Source organism: Micromonospora sp. NBC_00860 (assembly GCF_045207375.1).
Classification (GTDB): Bacteria; Actinomycetota; Actinomycetes; order Mycobacteriales; family Micromonosporaceae; genus Micromonospora; species Micromonospora vinacea.
Window position 1 is genome coordinate 3,659,873 of the sequence record NZ_CP108825.1, and the last position, 23,521, is coordinate 3,683,393.

At 71.1% G+C, this 23,521-nt stretch carries 20 protein-coding genes; 14 read left to right on the top strand and 6 right to left on the bottom strand.

Annotation, left to right across the window (positions count from 1 at the left end):
- Window positions 1–24: 24 nt before the first annotated feature.
- Window positions 25–1,413, bottom strand: coding sequence for a cation:dicarboxylate symporter family transporter (locus tag OH804_RS16745; RefSeq protein ID WP_406066286.1), 1,389 nt, complete (start codon window positions 1,411–1,413; stop codon window positions 25–27).
- Between the two features lie 97 nt (window positions 1,414–1,510).
- Between OH804_RS16745 and OH804_RS16750 the strand changes: the two genes are divergently transcribed.
- From OH804_RS16750 to abc-f, 3 genes are all read left to right on the top strand, one after another.
- The gene (locus tag OH804_RS16750) at window positions 1,511–3,097 is read left to right on the top strand and encodes a sensor histidine kinase (RefSeq protein ID WP_196922258.1); all 1,587 of its coding nucleotides are present in this window, start codon (window positions 1,511–1,513) and stop codon (window positions 3,095–3,097) included.
- The gene (locus OH804_RS16755; RefSeq protein ID WP_406066289.1) at window positions 3,094–3,789 is read left to right on the top strand and encodes a response regulator; all 696 of its coding nucleotides are present in this window, start codon (window positions 3,094–3,096) and stop codon (window positions 3,787–3,789) included. The genes OH804_RS16750 and OH804_RS16755 overlap by 4 nt, the downstream gene beginning before the upstream one ends.
- A 404-nt stretch (window positions 3,790–4,193) precedes the next feature.
- Window positions 4,194–5,831 (top strand): ribosomal protection-like ABC-F family protein, encoded by a 1,638-nt coding sequence (gene abc-f / locus OH804_RS16760; protein ID WP_406066291.1) that lies wholly within the window; start codon window positions 4,194–4,196, stop codon window positions 5,829–5,831.
- A 44-nt stretch (window positions 5,832–5,875) separates the two neighbouring features.
- On the opposite strand, the gene dnaE is transcribed toward abc-f, so the two are convergent.
- Window positions 5,876–9,406 carry a DNA polymerase III subunit alpha gene (dnaE, locus tag OH804_RS16765; protein WP_406066293.1) on the bottom strand — a complete coding sequence of 1,177 codons (3,531 nt, stop codon included), beginning with the start codon at window positions 9,404–9,406 and terminating at the stop codon, window positions 5,876–5,878.
- 144 nt (window positions 9,407–9,550) lie between these two features.
- Here dnaE and OH804_RS16770 point away from each other — a divergent pair, with 144 nt between their 5' ends.
- The 3 genes from OH804_RS16770 to OH804_RS16780 all read left to right on the top strand — a co-directional run bounded on the left by OH804_RS16770 (window position 9,551) and on the right by OH804_RS16780 (window position 11,349).
- Entirely contained in the window at window positions 9,551–10,171 is a 621-nt protein-coding gene (locus tag OH804_RS16770; protein WP_406066295.1) for an L-threonylcarbamoyladenylate synthase, read from the top strand.
- Window positions 10,172–10,270: 99 nt separating this feature from the next.
- Complete coding sequence (locus tag OH804_RS16775) at window positions 10,271–10,810, top strand: RNA polymerase sigma factor (protein ID WP_328655128.1); 540 nt, start codon at window positions 10,271–10,273, stop codon at window positions 10,808–10,810.
- Window positions 10,807–11,349 (top strand): hypothetical protein, encoded by a 543-nt coding sequence (locus OH804_RS16780; protein ID WP_406066297.1) that lies wholly within the window; start codon window positions 10,807–10,809, stop codon window positions 11,347–11,349. Before OH804_RS16775 ends, OH804_RS16780 begins: the two co-directional genes overlap by 4 nt.
- Before the next feature lie 15 nt (window positions 11,350–11,364).
- On the opposite strand, the gene OH804_RS16785 is transcribed toward OH804_RS16780, so the two are convergent.
- From OH804_RS16785 to OH804_RS16800, 4 genes are read right to left on the bottom strand one after another with little or no spacing between them, the layout of a single operon-like run.
- Window positions 11,365–11,715: a winged helix-turn-helix domain-containing protein gene (locus tag OH804_RS16785; protein WP_406066299.1), complete on the bottom strand. Its 351-nt coding sequence runs from the start codon at window positions 11,713–11,715 to the stop codon at window positions 11,365–11,367.
- Complete coding sequence (locus OH804_RS16790) at window positions 11,712–12,446, bottom strand: hypothetical protein (RefSeq protein ID WP_406066301.1); 735 nt, start codon at window positions 12,444–12,446, stop codon at window positions 11,712–11,714. The genes OH804_RS16785 and OH804_RS16790 overlap by 4 nt, the downstream gene beginning before the upstream one ends.
- Before the next feature lie 49 nt (window positions 12,447–12,495).
- Entirely contained in the window at window positions 12,496–13,677 is a 1,182-nt protein-coding gene (locus tag OH804_RS16795) for a low temperature requirement protein A (RefSeq protein WP_406066303.1), read from the bottom strand.
- Between the two features lie 51 nt (window positions 13,678–13,728).
- Complete coding sequence (locus OH804_RS16800) at window positions 13,729–15,177, bottom strand: protein kinase domain-containing protein (RefSeq protein WP_406066305.1); 1,449 nt, start codon at window positions 15,175–15,177, stop codon at window positions 13,729–13,731.
- A 119-nt stretch (window positions 15,178–15,296) separates the two neighbouring features.
- Here OH804_RS16800 and OH804_RS16805 point away from each other — a divergent pair, with 119 nt between their 5' ends.
- From OH804_RS16805 to OH804_RS16840, 8 genes are all read left to right on the top strand, one after another.
- Entirely contained in the window at window positions 15,297–15,893 is a 597-nt protein-coding gene (locus tag OH804_RS16805; protein WP_406066307.1) for a hypothetical protein, read from the top strand.
- A 130-nt stretch (window positions 15,894–16,023) separates the two neighbouring features.
- Window positions 16,024–16,365, top strand: coding sequence for a PadR family transcriptional regulator (locus OH804_RS16810; protein WP_110564981.1), 342 nt, complete (start codon window positions 16,024–16,026; stop codon window positions 16,363–16,365).
- Window positions 16,362–17,309, top strand: coding sequence for a permease prefix domain 1-containing protein (locus OH804_RS16815; protein ID WP_406066309.1), 948 nt, complete (start codon window positions 16,362–16,364; stop codon window positions 17,307–17,309). Before OH804_RS16810 ends, OH804_RS16815 begins: the two co-directional genes overlap by 4 nt.
- 122 nt (window positions 17,310–17,431) lie before the next feature.
- Window positions 17,432–18,769, top strand: a complete 1,338-nt coding sequence (locus OH804_RS16820; RefSeq protein WP_196922244.1) for a sensor histidine kinase — start codon at window positions 17,432–17,434, stop codon at window positions 18,767–18,769.
- Window positions 18,766–19,482 (top strand): response regulator transcription factor, encoded by a 717-nt coding sequence (locus OH804_RS16825; protein WP_196922243.1) that lies wholly within the window; start codon window positions 18,766–18,768, stop codon window positions 19,480–19,482. Before OH804_RS16820 ends, OH804_RS16825 begins: the two co-directional genes overlap by 4 nt.
- 81 nt (window positions 19,483–19,563) lie before the next feature.
- On the top strand, window positions 19,564–20,457 hold the full coding sequence (locus OH804_RS16830) for an ABC transporter ATP-binding protein (RefSeq protein WP_406066312.1): 894 nt from the start codon (window positions 19,564–19,566) through the stop codon (window positions 20,455–20,457).
- Entirely contained in the window at window positions 20,454–21,515 is a 1,062-nt protein-coding gene (locus OH804_RS16835) for an ABC transporter permease (RefSeq protein ID WP_196922241.1), read from the top strand. The genes OH804_RS16830 and OH804_RS16835 overlap by 4 nt, the downstream gene beginning before the upstream one ends.
- 179 nt (window positions 21,516–21,694) lie before the next feature.
- Entirely contained in the window at window positions 21,695–23,485 is a 1,791-nt protein-coding gene (locus tag OH804_RS16840; protein WP_406066314.1) for a carbohydrate binding domain-containing protein, read from the top strand.
- Window positions 23,486–23,521: the final 36 nt, after the last annotated feature.

Below are 23,521 nucleotides of genomic sequence, written 5' to 3' on the forward strand. Positions count from 1 at the left end.
CCGCGACCCCGGCCACGCCGCGGATCAGGCCGGCACTCCGGCCGGCGCGGCCTCCTTCTCGTCTGCGCGCGGCGTCGCCGCCTCGTCGTCGTCGTGCTCGTCGACCATGGTGGCCTCGTCGAACGGGTCGTTGCCGCTCAGCACCGCAGCCGCCCGATCCCTGTCGAACTCTCCGGTCCAGGTCCCCACCAGTACTGTCGCCACCGCGTTGCCGGCGAAGTTGGTCAGCGCCCGGGCCTCCGACATGAACCGGTCGATGCCGACGATCAGCCCGACCCCGTCGACGAGGTCCGGCCGGTGTGACTGGAGGCCGCCGGCCAGCGTGGCCAGCCCCGCGCCGGTGACCCCGGCGGCGCCCTTCGAGGCGATGATCATGAACAGCAGCAGCGAGATCTGCTCGCCGATGGCCAGCGGTTTGCCCAGCGCGTCGGCGATGAACAGCGACGCCATGGTCAGGTAGATCGCCGTACCGTCCAGGTTGAACGAGTAGCCGGTTGGCACCGTGATGCCGACGACCGGCCTGCTCACGCCGAAGTGCTCCATCTTGGCGATCAACCGCGGCAGCGCCGACTCCGACGACGAGGTGGACAGGATCAGCAGGAACTCCCGGCCCAGGTAACGCAGCAGCGAGAAGATCGAGACCCGGGCCACGAACCACAGCAGCGCGCCCAGGAAGACCAGCACGAAGATCAGACAGGTGGCGTAGAAGCCCACCATGATCTGGGCGAGGCTCTTGAGGGCGTCCACGCCGGTCGCGCCGACCACGGCGGCCATCGCGCCGAACGCGCCGATCGGCGCCAGCCACATGATCATGGCGAGGACCTTGAAGACGACCCGCTGGATGACGGTGATCGCGCTGAGAACCGGCTCACCCCGCCGGCCCATGGCCTGGACGGCGAAGCCGACAAGCAGGGCGACCAGCAGCGTCTGGAGCACCTTGCCCTCGGTCAGCGAGGAGAGCAGCGTCGTCGGGATGATCCCGAGCAGGAAGTCCGCCGTACCGGCGGCCTCGTCACCGGCGGCGGCCTTGCCGGAGCCGGCGAGCTCCGGGCCGAGGTTCAGGCCGGAGCCGGGGTGGATGAGGTTGCCGACGACCAGGCCGATGGCGAGCGCGACAGTCGACATGGTCAGGAAGTAGCCGAGGGCCAGGCCGCCGACCTTGCCGACCTTCGCGGCCTGCCGGACGGAGCCGACGCCGAGCACGATGGTGCAGAAGATGACCGGGCTGATCATCATCTTGATCAGGTTGACGAAGCCGGTGCCGATCGGCTTGAGTTCCTTGCCGAAATCGGGGGCGACCAGGCCGACCACGATGCCTGCGACCACGGCCACGATGACGGCCAGATACAGGAAACGGGTACGGTCCCGGCGGACCGCCGGTGCCGGGGTGGTGTCGGGTGCGGTGGTGTCCATGTCGACAATGTGAAGCGCGTCTCACCCGTTGACAGCCTTGCGGTCATTCTGTTCACCGCGACGGCGTCAACGGTGGCGTGACAAGGAGGTGGTGGAGGTGGCCCGACGCCAGTGGAGCATCGCGGGGCAACTCTTCGCCCTCCAGGCGATGGTGGTGACGCTGCTCGTGCTGGCCGGCGCGGCGGGCGCCGTCTGGCTGGCCCGCAGCGACGCGCGTCAGGCCGCGCAGGAGGAGGTGCTCGCGGTGGCGCAGACCGTGGCCGGCTCCCCCGACGTCCGCGCGGCCCTCGCCACCACCGACCCCGCGAGGGTCCTCCAGCCGTACGCCGAATCGATCCGGAAGGCCACGGGCATCGACTTCGTGGTGGTGATGGCCCCCGACCGCACCCGTTTCTCGCACCCCACCCGGGAACGGATCGGCGAGCCGTTCGTCGGCGAGATCGGGCCGGCGCTGGCCGGCCGCCCGTTCACCACCACAAACGTCGGCACGCTCGGCGAGTCGGTGCGCGCTGTCGTTCCGGTGTACGACGAGCAGCGGCGCCTCGTCGGTCTGGTCTCGGTGGGCATCACCACCCGTGCGATCGACCGTAAGTTGCTCGGCCAGTTGCCGGTGCTCTTCGGTGTGGCCGCGCCGGCTCTGGCGCTCGCCGCGATGGGCTCCTGGCTGCTCAGCCGCCGGCTCCGTCGCCAGACGCACGGCCTGGGGCCGGCGCAGATGACCCGGATGTACGAGTACTACGACGCCGTTCTGCACTCGGTGCGCGAAGGGCTCGTCGTGCTGACCACCGATCGTCGGGTGGCGCTCGTCAACGACGAGGGCCGCCGGCTGTTGGGGCTCGACGCGGACGCGCCGGTGATCGACCAGCCGGTGGCCGGGATCGACCTGCCGCCCGCGGTGGCCGAGCTGCTCGACTCCGGGCGTGACGCCCGTGACGAGCCGATCCTCGCCGGTGACCGGGTGCTCGTCGCCAACCAGCGGACCACCCGCTTCGAGGGCGCGGTGCTCGGCACCGTGCTGACCCTGCGCGACCAGACCGAGTTGCGCACGCTGGCCAGCGAGCTGGATTCGGTGCGGGCGCTGACCGAGGCGTTGCAGGCGCAGACCCACGAGTCGGCCAACCGGCTGCACACAGTGCTGACCCTGGTGGAGCTGGGCCGCGCCGACGACGCCGTCCGGCTCGGCACCCGGGACCTGGCCCTCGCCCAGCAACTGACCGACCGGGTGGTCGGCGCGGTGACCGAGCCGGCGTTGGCCGCCCTGCTGCTCGGCAAGTCCGCACAGGCCGGCGAGCGCGGGGTGGACCTGGTCATCGAGCCGGACTGCCGCCTCGACGACAGCCCACTGCCCACCGGTGACCTGCTCACAGTGGTCGGCAACCTGGTCGACAACGCCCTGGAGGCGGTCGCCGGCACGCCGCCGCCGCGCCGGGTGCGGGTCTTCGTCGGTACGGCCGACGACGAACTGGTGGTCCGGGTCGCCGACAGCGGCCCCGGGCTGGCACCGGAGCGGGTCGCCGACGCGTTCCGGCGCGGCTGGTCCACCAAGAGCACCGGCCGCGGCCTCGGCCTGGCACTGGTCGGGCAGGTGGTGCGCCGGCACGGCGGTAACGCCGAGGTCTGTCGCTCGGACGACGGCGGCAGCCTGTTCACCGTCCGACTACCGGTCGTCGGGGCACGCCGATGAGCGACATCCGGGTGCTGGTCGTCGAGGACGAGCCGCTGCTGGCCGAGGCGCACAGCGCGTACACCGAACGGGTTCCCGGTTTCGTGGTGGTCGGGATGGCGCACACCGCGCGGGCGGCGATGGCGGCCCTGCGCGCCAACGACGGCGGCGACGTGGACCTCGTACTCCTTGATTTTCGGCTGCCCGACCTGCACGGCCTGGACGTCTGCCGGGCGCTGCGCGCGGCCGGCAGCAGCGTCGACGTGCTCGCGGTGACCTCCGCGCGGGACCTGGCGGTGGTACGCACCGCCGTATCCCTCGGGGTGACCCACTACCTGCTCAAGCCGTTCACGTTCGCCGCGTTCCGCGACAAGCTGGAGCGGTACGCCGACTACCGCGCCCAGGCGCTCGCCGACGGCGAGGTCGCCGCCCAGCACGAGGTCGACCAGATGTTCGCCACCCTGCGCGGCACCGCCGGGCACAGCCTGCCCAAGGGGCTCGACGCGCAAACCCTCGATCGGGTACGCGCCGCGCTCACCGACGGCTCCCGCCCGGAGGTCGGACTGTCCGCGACCGAGGTGAGCGCGCTGACCGGCATCTCCCGGGTGACCGCCCGCCGCTACCTGGAGTACCTGGTGACTGTCGACCGGGCCGCCCGCACCCCCCGTTACGGCACCCCCGGCCGCCCCGAGGTCGAGTACCGCCCCCGCTGACGCGCCCCACGCCCCGCGCTCATCGTCAAGATCCGAGCAGTTTCCCTGTTTTTGCTGCCTCCGACGCGCGCGAGACAGCAACAACCCTGATGTTGCGCGGATCTCGACGATGCGCGCTTCCGTAGCGCCGGGCGTGGCTGTTCCGCACGGCGGAGCGCCATCTGATCAGGAACCCGGTGGCGGGGCGAAGATCCGTTGTTAGACTCGGCGGAGTTGGGTTGGCGGTACGACCAGGGAGACCAGACATGGCGGGTGACGACGACATCTCCGGGTGAGACCGGACATGTTCGGCCATCGGTTCGGCGCGCGTAGGCGCAGCCGCCGTGGCCATGACGTCGTTCCACCGGTTCCCGTTGTCGTCGGGCGGCTGAGGCGCGCCCACCCCACCCTTTGAGGTCACTCGCATGTCTGATGCTTTCATCGTCTGCTCGAATCTGTCCTTCTCCTGGCCGGACGACACCCCGGTCTTCTCGGAGCTGTCCTTCACCGTGCCGGGCGGTCGCACCGGCCTGGTCGCGCCCAACGGCGCCGGCAAGAGCACCCTGCTGCGGCTGATCGCCGGGGAGCTGCGGCCCAGCGGCGGCAGCGTCACCGTCGACGGGGTGCTCGGCTACCTTCCGCAGACGCTGCCGCTGGTCGGCGACCTGAGCGTGGCGCAGGTGCTGGGCGTGGCCGAGCGAATCGCGGCGTTGCACGCCATCGAGACCGGCGATGCCAGCGAGGAGCACTTCGCCACCATCGGAGACGACTGGGACATCGAGGAACGCACCCGCGCCGAACTGGACCGGCTCGGCCTCGGTGACCTGGAACTCGACCGGCGGCTGCACACCCTCAGCGGAGGCCAGGTGGTCTCCCTCGGTCTGGCGGCCCAACTGCTGCGCCGCCCGGACGTGCTGCTGCTCGACGAGCCGACGAACAACCTGGACCTGGAGGCCCGGCACAAGCTCTACGACGTGCTGACCGACTGGTCCGGGTGCCTGCTGCTGGTCAGCCACGACCGGGAACTACTGGACCGGATGGACCGCATCGCCGAGCTGGACCAGGGCGAGATCCGCTGGTACGGGGGCAACTTCACCGCGTACACCGAGGCGGTGCAGGCGGCGCGGGAGGTGGCCGAGAGCAACCTGCGCAACGCCGAGCAGGAGGTCAAGCGGGAGAAGCGGGAGATGCAGCAGGCCCGGGAGCGGGCCGACCGGCGGGCCAGCAACGCCTCGAAGAACCTGAAGAACGCCGGCCTGGCCCGGATCGTCGCCGGCGGGTTGAAGCGCAGCGCGCAGGAGTCGGCGGGCAGGGCGCAGGAAACCCACTCGTCCCGGCTCGGTCAGGCCAAGGCTCGACTCGACGAGGCCGGCCGGGCGGTACGCGACGAGGACCGGATCGTCGTTGACCTGCCGGACACCACAGTTCCGGGCGGGCGCACCGTCTTCTCCGGCCACGGGATGCGGGCCCGCTTCGACGACCGGGAGCTGTTCGGCGGCGACGGCGCCGACCTGGTGATCCGGGGTCCGGAACGGATCGCGCTCACCGGGGCGAACGGCGTCGGCAAGTCGACCCTGCTGCGCCTGGTCCAGGGTGACCTGCAACCGTCCGGCGGTGAGCTGAAGCGCGGCGACGGGCGGATCGCGTACCTGTCGCAACGGCTGGACCTGCTGGACCTCGACAGCACGGTCGCGGAGAACTTCGCCGCGTACGCGCCGAACCTGCCGGACGCCAAGCGGATGAACCTGCTGGCCCGGTTCCTGTTCCGGGGCGCCCGGGTGAACCTGCCCGTCGGGGTGCTCTCCGGCGGTGAACGGCTGCGCGCCACCCTGGCGTGTGTGCTCTGCGCCGAACCGGCGCCGCAACTGCTGCTGCTCGACGAGCCGACGAACAACCTGGACCTCGTCAGCGTGGGTCAGTTGGAGAGCGCGCTGTCGGCGTACCAGGGGGCGTTCGTGGTGGTCAGCCACGACGAACGGTTCCTCGCCGAGATCGGCGTGCAGCGCTGGTTGCGGCTGGCCGACGGCCAGCTGCGGGAGATCAGCGCCCCCGAGCGGGGCTGAGCCTGGCGGTCCGGCCGGCGCACGCCGGCCGGACCGAGGCCCGCTCAGCTCACGTTGGCCGGGCCGAGGACGCTCTTCAGGTCACCCATCAGCGCGGTCGTCGCCGCCACCCGGAACGGACCCAGCCGCAGGGTGGTGGTGCGCCCGCCGTTCTGGAGTTTGACGTGCACCTCGGTGTCGCCGGGGTGCAGCACAAGGGTCTCCTTGAGTTTCTCCACCAGCGGTGGTGTGCAGCGGTGCACCGGGATGGTGAGGGTGACCGGCTTGTTGGTGGCGCTGGTGCTGACGTCCGGCATGGACATGTCCATCGCCATGATCCGTGGGGTGTCGTCGCGGCGGTCCACCCGACCCTTGACCACCACGATGGCGTCCTCGGCGATGTACTGCCCGATCACCTCGTAGGTGTTCGGGAAGAACAGTGTCTCCACCCCACCGGCCAGGTCCTCCAGGGTGGCCGATGCCCAGGCCCGGCCCTGCTTGGTGACCCGGCGTTGCACCCCGGAGAGGATGCCGGCGAGGGTGACGACCGCCCCGTCGGGCACCGCGCCCTCCTCGGCCAGCGAGGCGATGGTGGTGTCGGCTGCCGCGTTGAGGATGTGCTCCAGGCCGAACAGCGGGTGGTCGGAGACGTACAGGCCGAGCATCTCCCGCTCAAAGGCCAGCTTGTCGCGCTTGTCCCACTCACTGTCGCCGATGGTCGGCATCACAGTGGTGCTGCCGGTGTCGGCGTCACCGAAGCCGGCGCCGAACAGGTCGTACTGGCCGACGGCCTCCTTGCGCTTGACGTCGGCGTACGCGTCGATCGCGTCGGCGTGCACAGCGAGCAGGCCCTTGCGGGGGTGGTCGAGGGAGTCGAACGCGCCCGCCTTGATCAGCGATTCGATGGTCTTCTTGTTGCAGACCACCGCGTCCACCTTGGAGAGGAAGTCGTAGAAGTCGGCGTACTCGCCCTTCTCCTCCCGGCAGCGCATGATCGAGGCGACCACGTTCGCGCCGACGTTACGCACGGCGGCCAGGCCGAAGCGGATGTCCTTGCCGACCGGGGTGAACGGCCCGGCCGAGGTGTTCACGTCCGGCGGCAGCACCTGGATGCGCATCCGGCGACACTCGGCCAGGTAGAGCGCCATCTTGTCCTTGTCGTCGCCGACGCTGGTCAGCAACCCGGCCATGTACTCGGCCGGGTAGTGCGCCTTCAGGTACGCGGTCCAGTAGGAGACCAGGCCGTACGCCGCGGAGTGCGCTTTGTTGAAGGCGTACCCGGCGAACGGCACCAGGACGTCCCACACGGCCTGGATCGCCTCGTCGGAGTAGCCGCGCTCGCGGCAGCCGTCCCGGAACGGGATGAACTCCTTGTCGAGGATCTCCTTCTTCTTCTTACCCATGGCCCGGCGCAGCAGGTCCGCCTGACCGAGGGTGTAGCCGGCGAGGATCTGCGCGGCGCGCTGCACCTGCTCCTGGTAGACGATCAGGCCGTGGGTGGGCGCCAGGATCTCCCGCAGCGGCTCCTCCAGCTCCGGGTGGATCGGCGTGATCTCCTGGAGGCCGTTCTTGCGCAGCGCGTAGTTGGTGTGCGAGTCGACGCCCATCGGGCCGGGTCGGTACAGGGCCAGGACGGCGGAGATGTCCTCGAAGTTGTCAGGCTTCATCAACCGCAGCAGTGACCGCATCGGCCCACCGTCGAGCTGGAACACGCCCAGGGTGTCACCGCGGGCCAGCAGCTCGTACGCGGCCTTGTCGTCCAGCGGCAGGCCCAGCAGATCGAGCTTGAGGCCGTGGTTCAGTTCGATGTTCTTGACCGCGTCGTCGATGATCGTCAGGTTGCGCAGGCCGAGGAAGTCCATCTTCAGCAGCCCGAGCGACTCGCAGGTCGGGTAGTCGAACTGCGTGATGATCGCTCCGTCGGCGTCGCGGCGCATCAACGGGATGTGCTCGATGATCGGCTCGGCGGACATGATGACGCCGGCGGCGTGCACACCGGTCTGCCGGATCAGCCCCTCGATGCCCTTTGCCGTGTCGATCACCTTGCGGACGTCCGGGTCGGAGTCGTACAGGCCGCGGATCTCGCCCGCCTCGGCGTAGCGGGGGTGCTTGTTGTCGAAGATGCCGGTGAGGGGAATGTCCTTGCCCATCACCGCCGGTGGCATCGCCTTGGTGATCCGGTCGCCGACCGCGTACGGGAAGCCGAGCACCCGGGCCGAGTCCTTGATCGCGGCCTTCGCCTTGATCGTGCCGAAGGTGGCGATCTGGGCGACCTTGTCGTCACCCCACTTGTCGGTGACGTACTTGATCACCTCGCCGCGCCGACGCTCGTCGAAGTCGATGTCGACATCCGGCATCGAGACCCGCTCGGGGTTGAGGAACCGCTCGAAGATCAGGCCGTGCTGGATCGGGTCCAGGTCGGTGATGCCCAGCGCGTACGCGACGAGCGACCCGGCGGCCGAACCACGGCCCGGGCCTACGGCGATGCCCTGGTTCTTCGCCCACTGGATGAAGTCGGCGACCACGAGGAAGTAGGACGGGAAGCCCATCTGGTTGATGACGCCCAGCTCGTACTCCGCCTGGACGACGTGCCCCTCCGGGATGCCGCTCGGGTAGCGGCGGGCCAGGCCGGCGAAGGTCTCCTTACGGAACCAGGACTCCTCGGTCTCCCCCTCGGGCACCGGGAAGCGCGGCATCAGGTTGTGGAACTCGAACATGCCCTTCGGGTCGACCTTCTCGGCCACCAGCAGGGTGTTGCGGCAGCCCTCCTGCCACAGCTCGGACGAGTCCACAGCGCGCATCTGGTCGGCGCTCTTGATGAAGTAGCCGCCGCCCTCGAACCGGAACCGGTTGGGGTCGTCGATGTTGCTGCCGGTCTGTACGCAGAGCAGCACGTCGTGGGCGGTGGCCTGCGCCTCGTGGGTGTAGTGGGAGTCGTTCGTGACCACCGGCGGGATGTCCAGCTTGCGGGCGATCTCGGTGAGCCCCTCGCGGACCCGGCTCTCGATGGAGAGGCCGTGATCCATGATCTCCAGGAAGTAGTTGTCCTTGCCGAAGATGTCCTGGTAGCTGGCGGCGACCTTGAGGGCTTCGTCGAACTGGCCCAGCCGCAGCCGGGTCTGCACCGCGCCGGACGGGCAGCCGGTGGTGGCCATGATCCCCTCGGCGTGCTCGGCGATCAGCTCCATGTCCATCCGGGGCCACTTGACGTAGTGCCCCTCCATGGAGGCGCGCGAGTTGAGGGTGAAGAGGTTCTTCAGGCCCTGCGCGTTCTTCGCCCACATGGTCTTGTGGGTGATCGCGCCGTTACCGGAGATGTCGTCGCTCTTCTGCTCCGGGCGACCCCACTTGACCCGAGCCTTGTGATAGCGCGACTCCGGCGCCACGTACGCCTCGACGCCCAGGATCGGGGTGATCCCGGCGGCCATCGCCTGGTTGTAGAAGTCGTTCGCGCCGTGCATGTTGCCGTGGTCGGTGATCGCCACAGCGGACATGCCCAACCGCTTGGCCTCGGCGAACAGGTCCTTCAGTCGGGCCGCTCCGTCGAGCATCGAGTACTCGGTGTGCACGTGCAGATGCGCGAACGAATCAGCCATGCGTGGCGCCCCCCGGCGGTGTGGATCTTGTTGGTCGGAGCCGACCGGGACCTACCCTACCGAGGTGATCTCGGCGGCTCCACCGTCCGCGCCGAGGGTGGCCCTCGTCTCCTGATCGCCCCCGGGTACGCCTAGGCTCGGAGGATGGCGAGGTACTACGACGTACACCCGGAGAACCCACAGACCCGGGTCATCGGGCAGGTCGCCGACCTGATCCGCGGCGGTGGGCTGGTCGCCTACCCGACGGACTCCTGCTACGCGCTCGGCACCCAACTGGGCAACCAGGACGGGCTGGACCGGATACGGCAGATCCGACACCTCGACGATCGGCACCACTTCACGCTGGTCTGCCACGACTTCGCCCAGCTGGGTCAGTTCGTCCAGATCAGCAACTCGGTCTTCCGCCTGGTGAAGGCGTCCACCCCGGGCAGCTACACGTTCATCCTGCCGGCCACCCGGGAGGTGCCCCGCCGGATGCTGCACCCGAAGAAGCGGACCGTCGGCGTGCGGGTGCCCCGGCACACCGTCACCCAGGCGCTGCTGGCCGAGTTGGCCGAGCCGCTGGTGTCCAGCACGCTGGTCCTGCCCGGCGACGAGGAGCCGATGACCCAGGGCTGGGAGATCAAGGAACGGCTCGACCACCAACTCGACGCGGTGCTCGACGCCGGCGACTGCGGCAAGGAGCCGACGACCGTGATCGACCTGTCCGGGCCGGAGCCGGAGATCCTGCGCCGGGGCGCCGGGGACCTGTCCCGCTTCGAGTAGCGCGCCAATTACGCGTCGGGTGCCGGACGGTACGGGGCCGCCGCGCCGGCACCGGTCGTACGCTCAGGGATCGGCACCGGCGAGCATTGGACACCCGGCATGCCCGACGCGGACGACATCGACGCCCTGGCCCGGTCCGCCGCGCACGGCGACCCGGCCGCGCTGAACGCCCTGCTGGTCGCGGTGCGCCCGGAGGTGCTGCGGCTGTGCGCCCGATTCCTGCCCAGCCGGGAGGACGCCGAAGAAGCCTGCCAGGACACCCTGCTGGCGCTGGCCGGCGGCATCACCCGGTTCGAGGGGCGCTCCTCGTTCCGCACCTGGCTGCACCGGCTGACCGCCAACCGGGCCCGCTCCACGTACCGCACGCTGCGCCGCCGCTGCCGCCTGGAGGCCGAGGGCGTGCCGCTGCCCGACCAGGCCGACCCCCGACGGACCAGCGTGGTCGCGGGCACCCGCCTCGACCTGCTCGACGCCTTCGACTCGGTGCATCCCGACCTCGCCGAGGTGGTCGCCCTTCGCGATGTCCTGGGGCTGAGCTACCCCGAGATCGCCGCCCTGCTCGACGTGCCGCTGGGCACTGTGAAGTCCCGGTTGCACCTGGCCCGACGCCAGGTCCGGCAGCGGCTCGGCGCGGAATGAACCGCAGGTCGTTCCGCCGGGTCGTCGTCCTCGCGGCCACCGTGGGGGTCGCCGCCTGCGGCGCCGACGCCGTCTCGCCCCTGCCCGTCCAACCGGCCGGCCCGACCCTCTCGACCCCGACCCTCTCGCCGCCGTCCCCCTCCGCGATCCTCCCGATCCCCGCGCCCACCGGGTCGCCGTCCCGACCGCCGCCGGCCAGCGCGCGCCCGGCACCGCCCGCACCCACCAGAACACGGGGTACGCCCCGAACGACTCCCCCACCGACCGACGCGACGCCGGCCTGTCAGGGCGCGGTCCGCTACGACCTGCCGCTCGCCGAGACCGAGATCGAGCTGCTGAAATCGCTCTGCTTCGCCACCGGTGCGGTGTTGCGCATCCAGGGCATCGGGCCGGGGCTCGTCACAGTCGACCGCCCGGAGTTGGTCTCCCAGCAGTACGAGGCGGGCGTGGTGGACATCCGCTTCGTCCGCGCCGGCACCGTCGCCGTGACGATCCCCAAGGACGGCCGTGAGCACACCATCACCGTGGTGGTCCGCTAGGCCCTGTCTCCCGGATCACGAATCTCGTTCGCTGGACGGACGGGCGGTCGATGCCGTCTCCGCTTGTTCGACCTGCTGGATGAGTTGCTTGAGGTGGGCGATCTCGTCGCGCAGGGCTGACTGACCGGCAGCGGTGAGAGTCACCCAGGTGCGTGGGCGCTTGCCCTCGTAGCCCTTCTCGATCTCGATCAGCTCGGCCTTCTCCAGGACGGTCAGGTGCTGCCCGAGGTTGCCTGCGGTCAGCTGCAGGGTGGTGCGTAGGAAGCCGAACTCGACCTGGCGGGCTTGGTGCGCGATGGCCAGGATGCCCAGTCGGACGCGCTGGTGGACCACGTCGTCGAGGCCGTTGGTGGGATGGTCGGTCATCGCCCCGCAACCTCGGTGGTCGGCCGGGTCATGGCGAAGGCGGCACTGCCGAGCAGCAGCAGCGCCGCCGGGACTAGCAGGTACGGCAGGAAGAACCACGGCGAGGTCGAGTGGATGACCTGGCCGCCCTGCACCATCACGATCGCCAGATAGACGAGGCTGTACGCCAGCAGCGCCCAGTTGTGTTCGACCCGCGCGAGCACCAGCAGCGCCAACGCGATGACCGCTAGGGGGCTGGCCAGCCCGTTGATGAGCCACGCCGCCGGCCCGACCTCGATCTCGACCGGATCGGTGGAGAAGGGGTCGGCGGGGACGGGGATGAGCGGGTGGAACGTCAGCCAGATCGACACGGCTGCCATCAGAACGGCCAACGCGACGCCGACGACGACGTAGGGGCGGATCGGGGTGCCCACGCCACGCCGTCGGGACTGCCTGACGTAGAAGCCTGCGATCGCCGCGTAGGCGAGCACCAGCGCGACCGTCCAGTACCCGAGCTGCGTGGGGTTGGGCCCCATGCAGACCGTGTGCTGCGGGCGGGATCGGCAGGTGTCGAACAGGTCGAGGTAGGGGGCGTACCGGTAGACGGGTACCGCGACCAGGGTGATCACCGCGAAGACCAGCAGTGGAAACCAGGTGCCGCGCTGGGCGGAACGGACCTGGCGTGTCAGGTCGCGCACGGCCGCCAACAGCTCGCGAGGCCCGTCCGCCTGAGGAGCGGATTCGTGTGTCATGCAGTCAGCTTTGCATTACAGACCTATCCGCGCAAGAGAGTCTGACAACCTAGCCCGTGGCTCGGCGGCGGGCCCGCAGGAACTCGGTGCCCGCGACCCCCAGCAGCACCAGACCGGCGGCGACGCTCACCGCCAGACCGGGCAGGTGCGGCGCGACCGGGGCGAGCGCGATCGTCACGACGACGCCGACGACGTGGGACAACGGCAACCGCTCGTAGACCTCGTACTCGAGCACCGCCCGACCACACAGCACCAGCCCGGCACCGCCCAGGATGAGCGCGACCATCGCGGCGCCCGGCCGCTCGCCGGGCTGCTCGATGATCCGTTCGACGCCAGCGGCCGTGCCGACCACGCCGGCGATCATCAGCCAGTGGGCGTACGGGTTGGTCTGCACCAGCCGGGCCGGATGCGGCGACGACTCGATGGCGGCGCGGAGGGTCGCCCTGGCTCCCCGGGCGTAGCTCCACCAGAGCACCGCGGCCGTGAGGAACGCGGTACCGAAGGCGGCCACCCGGTCCGCTGTGAAGGGTTGATGGCCCAGGCTGAGGACGCTGACCAGGACCAGTTCACCCAGGGAAAGGATGTAGATCTGCTGGTAGCGCTCGGCGAGGTACTCGGGCACCACCTGGTAGCGCGGCAGAGGTGCCCGACCGGGGAGCGGAAAGCGCAGACCGAACGCGGTGTAGTCCACCGTCAGCGCGGCCAGCCACAGCCCGAGCCGCCAGCCGGGATCGGCCACCAGACCGCCGACCACCCAGAGGCTCCCCGAGCCGACGTCCCAGATCAGGGCGCGTACCGGACGTTCCTGCTCCGGCTGGCCCCGCAGGGACCAGGCGAGCACCAGCCCCCGGACCAGGAAGATCGCGACCCAGGTACCGCTGAAGATCAACCCGTGGTCACCGAACGCCGTGGGCAGCGCGGCGGCCATCAGCATCAGGCCGAACATGGTGCCCAGGATCAGCAGCGGGACCGGCTGTCTCCGAGGGCTGTAGCTGTCGGTGATCAACGTGGTGGTCACCCACACCGCGAACAGTGTCGACAGCAGGAGCAGCGCCTGGGCAATGCCGATCCAGCTCTGGTCGGCGGCCATCTTCCTCGATGTCATCGCCAGACCGGCGACCAGTGCGAGGTCGAAGAACAGCTCCAGCAGATCCGTACGCGGTGACCCGTTCCGCGTGCGGATCTGCGCCCGACGCGTGCCGCCGCTCACCGGCTCGCGCTTCTGGGCCACAGTGACAGCTTCACACCCGCAGGGCCGCCGCCGAGCGCGTTTCGACAGCACCTACCGCAGGTGTACGCCGGCGAGCAGGGTGTCCACGAAGTCGGGCCCGCTGGCCACTGGTGGGGTGATCTGCGCGTACACCAGGGCGGATCGGCCGGGGTGCAGAGCGGCCGACTCGACGATCTGCGGCCGACCCCGGTCGCAGCGGTACGCCACCACTGTCCACTCGACGCCGTCCTGCCGGGTGACGCGGGTCGGCGCGGGCGTGCACTCGCCGTGCGTACGCTCGGCAAGGAACCCGGCGGGCGTGGCGCGGGCCGCCGTGCTGGCGGAGAGGCCCACGAACGCGCCAGGGAGTCGGGGGTCGGCTGCCCAGCGGCGGGGTTGCGGCGACATCACCAGCGCCGGTTCGGGTTCGCCGTCGGCGCCGTACTGACCGGCCCAGGTGGCACCCGTGGCGGACCAGCCGGGCGGCAACGTCACTGTCAGCGGCCCGGTCGTGTACGTGCCGCCGACCGGCCGCGCCGACCCGGCACCACCCGGCTCGGCGCCCACCGCCCCCACCGCGGCGACGGCCACGACCGCGGCCCCGGCTAGCCGCAACCGGTACCGGCGACCCGGTCGAGATTGGCGCCGCCCCGGACCGGTCGCCGTAGCCGGTCCCGCCCGGCCGCTCCCGCCGGTCGCCACGCCAGGCCGTCCCGGCTGGCCGCTCGCGCGGAGCAACGCGTCGTGCATCGTCGCGGCGTCGGGGTAGCGGTCGGCCGGGCGGTGGGCGGTGGCCTGGGCGAGCACCGCCGCGACCGCCGGGGGCACGTCGTTTCGCAGTCGGAACTCCGGTGGGTGCCGATCGGTTCTGGTCGGGTTCGCGCCGGTGGGGTCGGCGGCCAGCAGTCGGATGCCGAGCCGGCCGAGCCCGTACACGTCGGCGCGGGTGTCGATTACCGCGCCCGGGTCGTCCTGTTCGGGGGCCATGTAGCCGGGAGTGCCGGCCCGGGCGGTCAGCCCGGAGGCGGCGGCGAGCGCCTTGGCGAGGCCGAGGTCGGCGATCAGCACCTGTTCCGCGCCGCCGGGGCCGGCGGAGCGGAACAGGATGTTGCCAGGGGTGAGGTCGCGGTGCACGACGCCGTGGCGGTGCAGCACGGCAACCCCGGCGCAGACCTCGCCCAGCAGCCGCAACGCTGCCGGAGTGGGGAGCTCGTCGGCGGCCAGCCGGTCCCGCAGGCTGCCCCCGTCCGCCCAGGCCAGGACCGCGTACGGCCGGCCGTCGGGCAGCTCACCGACGGTGTGTACCCGGATCAGCCGCTCGTGCTCCAACCGGCGCAGCAACCGGGCCTCGTCGAGGAAGCGTTCCCGGACCCGCAGGTCGTGGCTCCAGTTCTCGGCCAGCACCTTGATCGCCACGTGCGCGTCGAGCGCCCGGTCGTAGCCCAGCCAGACGGTCGCGAACGAACCGACGCCGAGCAGTCGCTCGATGGTGTAGGACCCGATCCGCAGTGGAGCCGTCACGGTGCCACCCCCGGCCGGCGTTTCTCTGCAGAGTAGACCGGGCGGTCGGAATCCCGACGAACCGTTTGCCCCGGCGCGGTGACTAACAGGGCAGGAGAACCATCACCGAAGGAGCCACCATGAACCGTCCCGCGATCCTCCTCACCACCGCCGCGTTGGCGCTCGGCACGCTCGTCCCGGCGACGGTCGCCGGTCCGGCGGCGGCGTCCCCGGCCGGCGGCGCCGTGCCCGCCTCGGCGCCCGGTCCGCTCGGCACCACCGTCGAGCACAGCCACCCGGAAGTGCTCAGCGTTCGTGGCGCCGGCGTGTACCGCATCGGCGCCAGCCTGGCGTCGCTCACCAGGAACGGGCACGTCGGCTGGACCGCGCCGGGTTGCGACGGGGTGGTGCACACCGGCGTGACCGGTTCCTGGGCGGGCGTGCTGCTGTTGGCCTTCCGCAACGGGCGGCTGGTGGAGGTCGGTACGGCCACCGCGCCGCCGCGTTCCCCCGCCGGCGCCTCGGTCGGCATGTCCTTCGACGAGTTGGAGGCGATCTACGGGCGGCGGGGTTCGCTGATCCGCAACGACGCGGGCGACGCCGAGGCGTACCTGGTCCGGGTCGGGTCGCGGGTGGAGTTGTTCACCGGGCACCCGATCCGGCCCGGGGTCGGCTACTTCCAGGTCGGGCCGGCCAGCTTCCTCGAGCGGAACTTCCGGCAGGGCCCGTCCTGCTGACTTTTCCCAGGTGCGGGGCGTCCGGTGTCGACCGGGCGCCCCGTTCGTCGTCTCGGCCCGAACGGAGGTTGGGCGGACACGATGATGTCGCGGTAGACAACAGTGTGTGCCACACAGTATGGTGTGACACATGGTTAGCGAGGACGTTCTACGGACGCACCTACAGGAGTTGCGTCGAGGCACCGTCGTGGTGGCCAGCCTGGTCGCGCTGCGCCGACCGGACTACGGCTACGCACTGCTGCAACGGCTCACCGACCACGGCTTCCCGGTCGACGCCAACACCCTCTATCCGCTGCTGCGCCGCCTGGAGGACCAGGGGCTGCTGACCAGCGAGTGGAACACCGAAGAGAGCCGGCCGCGCAAGTTCTACCGGACCAGCGACGAGGGCGAGTCGATGCTGAGCCGGCTCCTCGACGACCTCGCCGCCGTGCAGACCTCCATCACCGGCCTCATCCAAGGAGTCGACCGATGAACACCCTGACCGACCGCTACCTCGCCGCCACCCTGCGCTCGGTGCCCACCCAACGCCGCGACGAGATCGCCACCGAGCTGCGGGCCTCCATCGAGGACATGATCGACGACCGCACCGGCGGTGGCGCGGACCCGACAGTGGCCGAGCGGGAGGTGCTCACCGAGCTGGGCAACCCGGACGAGCTGGCCGCCCGGTACGCCGACCGCCGGTTGCAGCTCATCGGCCCGACCTACTACCTGGTCTGGCTGCGGCTGCTGAAGCTGCTGCTCAGCTTCATCCCGGCGCTCGTCGGCACGATCTTCGCCATCGTCAAGGTCGCCGAGGGCAGCGGTTTCGGGGCCATCGGGCCGGGCATCGTCATCGCCCTGCACGTGGCCGTGCACATCGCCTTCTGGCTCACAGTGACCTTCGCGATCATCGAGCGCTCCCAGGCGACTGTGGACCTGCCGGGCTGGACGGTCGACCAACTGCCCGACGCGCCTGTGCACCGGGGCATCCCACTCGCCGACACCGTCGCGTCGGTGATCATGCTGGTGCTGACCATCGCGTACCTGCCGTTCCAGCACTACCAGTCCTGGGTGCGCGGCACCGACGGCGAGAACATCCCGCTCCTCGACCCGGCGCTCTGGTCGTTCTGGCTGCCGGCGCTGATGGTCGTCCTGGCCGCCAGCGCGGTTGTCGAGATCGTCAAGTACCGGATCGCGCACTGGACCTGGGCGCTCTTCGGCATCAGGGCGCTGCTCAGCCTGGCCTTCTCGGTGCCGCTGATGTGGCTGGCGCTCTCCGACCGACTGCTCAACCCGGCCCTCGGCGAGCGGCTCAGCTGGCTGGCGGACGCGGACAACCGCAACGTCCTCGGGGCGACCATCGCGGTCGGCACGGCCGTGGTGGTGGTCTGGGACCTGATCGACACCGCTCTGAAGACCCGGCGGCAGACCGCGTGAGTGATCCCCGACCCGACGGCCCGGCGCGAACCCCGCGCCGGGCCGTCGCCCGTCGTGGTGACCACTGCGACATCGGCCCGCCCGGTCGGCGGGCCCGGTGGGCGGCGTGGCATCGTTCCCGGATGACAGTGGCACCGCGAGAGGGATGGCGCCGGCCGGGCCCGACGGCGGAGCAGCGCCGAAACGACCTCTGGATCGGCCTGGGAATGACCGGGCTGGCGTTGGTCAGTCTGACCCTGGCCCGCAGCACCGGCGCGTTCCTGCTGGGCCCACCGCCGTCCGGGCCGGAGCAGCTGTTCTGGACCGTCGCGGTGACCCTCCCGCTGATCTGGCGACGACGCTGGCCGACAGCGACCCTGGTGGTCGTCGCGGTGGCGTTCATCGCCGCGCAGGCGCGCTCGGCCCCGGAGAGCCAGTTCTCCTCCTGGGCCCTGTTCTGCGCCCTCTACACAGTCGGCGCCTGGGGGCAGGACCGCCAACTGTCCCGCCGGCTACGGATCGGCGTGATCGCCACGATGTTCGCCTGGCTCGGGATCTACTACGCGGTGATGATCGACCACATCCCGGCGGACGCCTTCGCCGACGCGGTCGGGCCGGTGCCCCCGGTGCTCGCCGCGATGGTCAACGGTGTGCTGCTCAACGTGCTGGTCTTCGGTTTCGCGTACTTCTTCGGCGAGACCGCGTGGGTGGCCGCGCGCCGCGAGCACGAGCTGCGCGCCCAGGCCGAGGACCTGCGCCGGTCGCAGGCCGAGGCCCGGGAACGGGCGGTGCTCGGCGAACGGGTCCGGATCGCCCGGGAGCTGCACGACGTGGTCGCCCACCACGTGTCGGTCATGGGCGTGCAGGCGTCCGCCTGCCGCCGGGTGTTCGACCGCGACCCGGGCAAGGCCCGCACGGCACTGACCGCCATCGAGCAGAGCGCCCGCACCGCCGTCGACGAGCTGCGTCGGATGCTCGGCGTGCTGCGGACCTCCGCCGGCACCGACGCCCCGCCGCCGACGGCCGGCGGCGTCGAAAGGATCGACGAGCTTGTCGAGCGGGCCCGGGCCGCCGGGCTGACGGCAACCCTCGGGGTGTACGGCGACCCGGTCGCGTTGCCCGAATCGGTGTCCCAGACGGCCTACCGGGTGACGCAGGAGGCGGTGACCAACACCCTGAAGCACGCCGAGGCGGCCCTGCTCGACGTGCGGGTCCGGTACCTGGCCCGGGAGGTGGAGGTCGACGTGACCGACGACGGGCGGGGCGGCAGCCCGGCCAACGCCGTCGGGTTGGGCCTGATCGGGATGCGCGAACGGGTCACCGCGCACGACGGTGACCTGGAGGCCGGGCCCCGGGCCGGCGGCGGCTGGCGGGTACGCGCCCGCTTCCCGCTCGCGGCGTCGGCGGACCGCCCGGTCGGCCCGCAGCGGGAGCCGAGCGACAGGCACCAGGCGGCGGCCGGCGCGGAGCCTTCGGCATGAGCGCGGCAACCCGGCACACACCCGACACCGGCCCGACGGTCCGGGTGCTGCTCGCCGACGACCAGCACCTCGTCCGTACCGGCTTCCGGGTCATCCTGGAGGTGGAGGACGACATCGAGGTGGTCGGTGAGGCCGCCGACGGTGAACGGGCCGTCACCATGACCCGGGCCACCCGACCCGACGTCGTACTCATGGATGTGGAGATGCCCGGGATGGACGGCCTGGAGGCCACCCGGCAGATCGTCGCCGACGGCCCCGGGGCGCCCGCGGTGCTGATCCTCACCACCTTCGACCGCGACGACTACCTGTTCGCCGCGCTGCGGGCCGGGGCCAGTGGCTTCCTGCTCAAGAACGGCACACCGGAGGAGCTGATCGAGGCGATCCGGGTGCTGGCCAGGGGCGACGGCCTGCTCGCCCCGGAGATCACCCGCCGGGTGATCTCCACGTTCGCCCGGCCCGGTGACCCGACGGGCACCGCCCACCGGGGCCCGGACGCCGATGCCGCGCTGGCCGAGCTGACCCCACGCGAACGGGAGGTGCTGATGCTGCTCGCCGCCGGGTCGAGCAACGCGGAGATCGCCGCGACCATCCACCTGGGCGAGGCGACGGTGAAGACGCACGTGAGTCGGGTACTGGCCAAACTCGGCCTGCGCGACCGGGTGCAGGCCGTGGTGTTCGCGTACGAGAACGGGGTGGTCCGGCCCGGCGGGTGACCGCCGTCCGCCGCGAGGTGGACCCGTCCGCTCACCCGCCGGGCGGACGGCGCGGCGGCGTACCCGATCTAGCGTGGGTACGTGACCAGAACGCTTCGCCTCGACGGCGTCGACCGCAGCTTCGGCGACCGTCAGGTGCTCAGGAACGTGTCCTTCGAGGTGACCGCCGGCCGGATGACCGGTTTCGTGGGCGCCAACGGCGCCGGCAAGACCACCACCATGCGGATCATCCTGGGTGTCCTCGCCCCCGACGCCGGCGAGGTGAGCTGGGGCGGCGCCACCCTGACCCGGCAGGACCGGCGGCGTTTCGGCTACATGCCGGAGGAACGGGGCCTCTACCCCAAGATGACCACCCGCGAGCAGGTGGCCTACCTGGGCCGGCTGCACGGGTTGGACGCCGCCGCGGCCCGGCGTTCCACAGACGCACTACTGGACCGGGTCGGGCTCGGCGAGCGCGGCGACGACCTGCTGGAGACGCTGTCGCTGGGCAACCAGCAGCGCGCCCAGATCGCCGCCGCGCTGGTGCACGACCCCGAGGTGCTGGTGCTCGACGAACCGTTCTCCGGCCTCGACCCGCTGGCCGTGGAGACCGTCGTGGCGGTGCTGCGGGAACGGGCCGCGGCCGGCGCGCCGGTGCTCTTCTCCAGTCACCAGCTCGACGTCGTGGAGCGGCTCTGCGACGACCTCGTGATCATCGGGGACGGGGTGATCCGGGCCGCCGGCAGCCGGCAGCAGCTGCGCGACTCGTACACAGTGCGCCGCTTCGAACTGGTGGTGGAGCACGACGCCGGCTGGGTACGCGACCAGCCCGGGGTGACAGTGGTCGAGCTGGACGGCGCCCGCGTGGTCTTCGACCTGCCGGCCGGCACCGACGAACAGCCGGTGCTGCGGGCGGCCCTCGCGCGCGGCCCGGTCCGCGCCTTCCGCCCGGTCAGCCCCTCGCTCACCGAGATCTTCCGAGAGGTCACCCAGTGAACGTCACCCAGGCCACCCGGCTGGTCGCCGAACGCGAGATCCGGGTCAAGCTCCGCGACCGCACCTTCCTTTTCGGCACGCTGTTCTTCCTGCTGATCGCCGCGGCGGGCACCATCCTGCCGCCGCTGTTCTCCGGCGGGCCGTCCACTGTGGCGGTGACCGAGAGCCTCGCCGCGCCACTGCGCGCCGCCGGGCTGGAGGTCCGGGTCGTCCCCGACGACCGGGCCGCCGAACAGGCCGTCCGCGACGACGACGTGGACGCGGCGGTGGTCACCGGACCGGCCGTCCTGGCCATGGACGACGCTCCCGACGACGTGGTGAAGGCCCTGAGTACCCAGCCGACCGTCCGCCTGCTCGACCCGGACGCTGTCGACCCGGTGGTGGCGTTCCTGGTGCCGTTCGTCTTCGCGTTCGTCTTCTTCCTCACCTCGCAGACGTTCGGTGTGCAGATCGCGCAGAGCGTCATCGAGGAGAAGCAGACCCGCATCGTGGAGATCCTGGTCGCCGCCGTGCCGGTCCGGGCCCTGCTGGCCGGGAAGGTGGTGGCCGGGGCCATCCTGGCGTTCGCGCAGATCGCCCTGATCGCGGTGGTTTCGGTGCTCGGTCTGCAGTTCGGTGACAGCGGGGGCCTGCTCACCCTGCTCGCCCCGGCGATCGGCTGGTTCGTGCCGTTCTTCCTGATCGGTTTCGTGCTGCTCGCCGCCATGTGGGCGGCGGCCGGCGCGCTGGCCAACCGGCAGGAGGACATCGCCGCCGTGTCGACGCCGGTGCAGCTCGCCGTCATGCTGCCGTTCTTCGCGGTGATCTTCCTGAACGACAACGCCACAGCGATGCGGGTGCTGTCCTATGTGCCGTTCTCGTCGCCCACCGCCATGCCGCTGCGGCTGTTCACCGGGGACGCGGCCGGATGGGAGCCGATCGTCTCACTGGTCATCCTGGTGCTCGCCGCCGGCGCGTTCCTCCTCGCCGGAGCCCGGGTGTACGAGGGGTCGCTGCTGCGCACCAACGGCCGGACCTCGCTGCGCACCGCCTGGCGGGAGCGGGAGACGATCGGCTGAGTCGACGGGCTCGCCCCGCGCGGGCGCCGGTGTCCTGATCGGATGCCGGCGCCCGCTGCCGTGCGGCACCGTTCCGCGCACTGTTCGGTGGCCGTGAACAGCGCGAACACTCCTACGTTGAGCCGATCCTCACGGCAACGACCTGGTCGTCGCCGTTTCCCGGACCGGAAAGGCTCTCGATGTCCCCACCGATCAACGCACGGCGGTTCCGCCGGCTGCTCAGCGTGGTCCTCGCGGTCGCCCTCGCCAGCACCCTCACCGCCGTCGTCCGCCCCGCGCCGGCCGCCGCCGCCCCGGGCGACCTCATCCTCAACGGCACGTTCGACAACGGCAGCACCCAGCCCTGGTGGACCCGGCTCGCCTCGACCAGCACCACTGTCAACGCCGGGCAACTGCGCGTGCGCACCAGCGCGACTGTCGGCAAACCCGTCTGGGAGGACCTGGTCGGTCACTTCGAGTTCGGTGTGACGGCCGCGCAGCCGTACCGGTTGCAGTTCGACGCCTCGGCCGACGTCAACCGTTCGCTGCGCGTCTCGGTCTCCCGGGCGGACACGCCCTTCACCTCCGCCGTCGACCAGAGCGTCGCGCTGACGTCCTCGACGCGCCGGTTCACATTCGACTTCACGTCCCCGTTCGGGGACCCGAAGGCCGTGCTGCTGTTCCACTTCGGCGGCCAGGCCGCCTCGACGGTCCGGTTGGACAACATCTCGCTCACCCCGCTGGCCGTGGACCCGGCCACCGATCCGATCCTGTACTGGAACGGTGTCCTGCTGTCCACGTACAGGGCGCTGGACCTGCCACCCACCTCCTCGTCCCGCGAGGCCGCCATCCTGCACGCGGCGATGCACGACGCCGCCGTCTCGGTCACCGGGGTCGGCAACCCCTACCGGGTACGCGTGCCGGTCAGCTACCCGGGCACCATGGACAACGTGGTCGCGCCGTCTCTGCACGCGGCCATCGACCGGGCCGCGTACGACGTGCTGACCGCCCTGTACGGCGGCCAGGGCCAGTCCTACTCCCAGGCCCTCGCCGGCGCTGTCGCCCTCCGGCCGTCCGGGGTGAACGCCGCCGAGGTCGCCCGTGGTGACACCGTCGGCGCCGCCGCGGCCGTCGCCAACCTCCAGGCCCGCGCCAACGACGGCTCCGGCAACACCACGCCGTACCAACTGGACGGCGTACCCGGGTCGTGGCGACCGACCAACGGCAAGGCGGCGGTCAGCCCGAACTGGGGACTGGTCACCCCATTCGCGCTCACCTCGGGCCGGCAGTTCCGGCCCGGCCTGCCGGCCGACGCCACCGATTACGACAACCTGCTCGACAAGGAGGAGTACGACGCCCAGGTGCGGGAGGTCCGCGACTACGGCGGTCGGACGTCGTCGCTGCGGACCCCCGAGCAGACGCAGATCGCGTTCTTCTGGGCCAACGACCTGGGGGGCACGTACAAGCCGCCGGGTCAACTCTTCGCGCACACCCGGATCGTGTCGGAGCAGCGTCAGCTCGGCATCCTGGCCAACGCCCGGCTCTTCGGGCTGGTCGCCCTCGCCCTCGCCGACGCCGCCATCGCCGCCTGGGACGCCAAGTACCAGACGCCCATCGACCTGTGGCGGCCGGTGAGCGCCATCGAGGCGGCGGAGGGCCCCGGTTGGCAGCCGCTGTCGAAGACCCGCGAGGGGGTGCCGTACACGCCGGCCTTCCCGGCCTACATCTCCGGGCACGCCACCTTCGCGGGGGCCTGGTCCGCGGTGATGAAGAGGTTCTTCGGCACCGACGCGATCGCCTTCGACGCCACCACTGACGATCCGCACGCAGTGAACGTGGTCCGGCACATGACCGGCTTCGACGATGCCGCCGAGGAGAACGCGCTGAGCCGGATCTACCTCGGCGTGCACTATCGGTTCGACGCTGACGCCGGGCTCGCCACCGGACGCTCCGTGGGCGCGTACGTGTTCGCCAACCGCCTGCGACAGTGAATCTCCACTAGGGGGTAACGGGGGGATGCTCCCCGT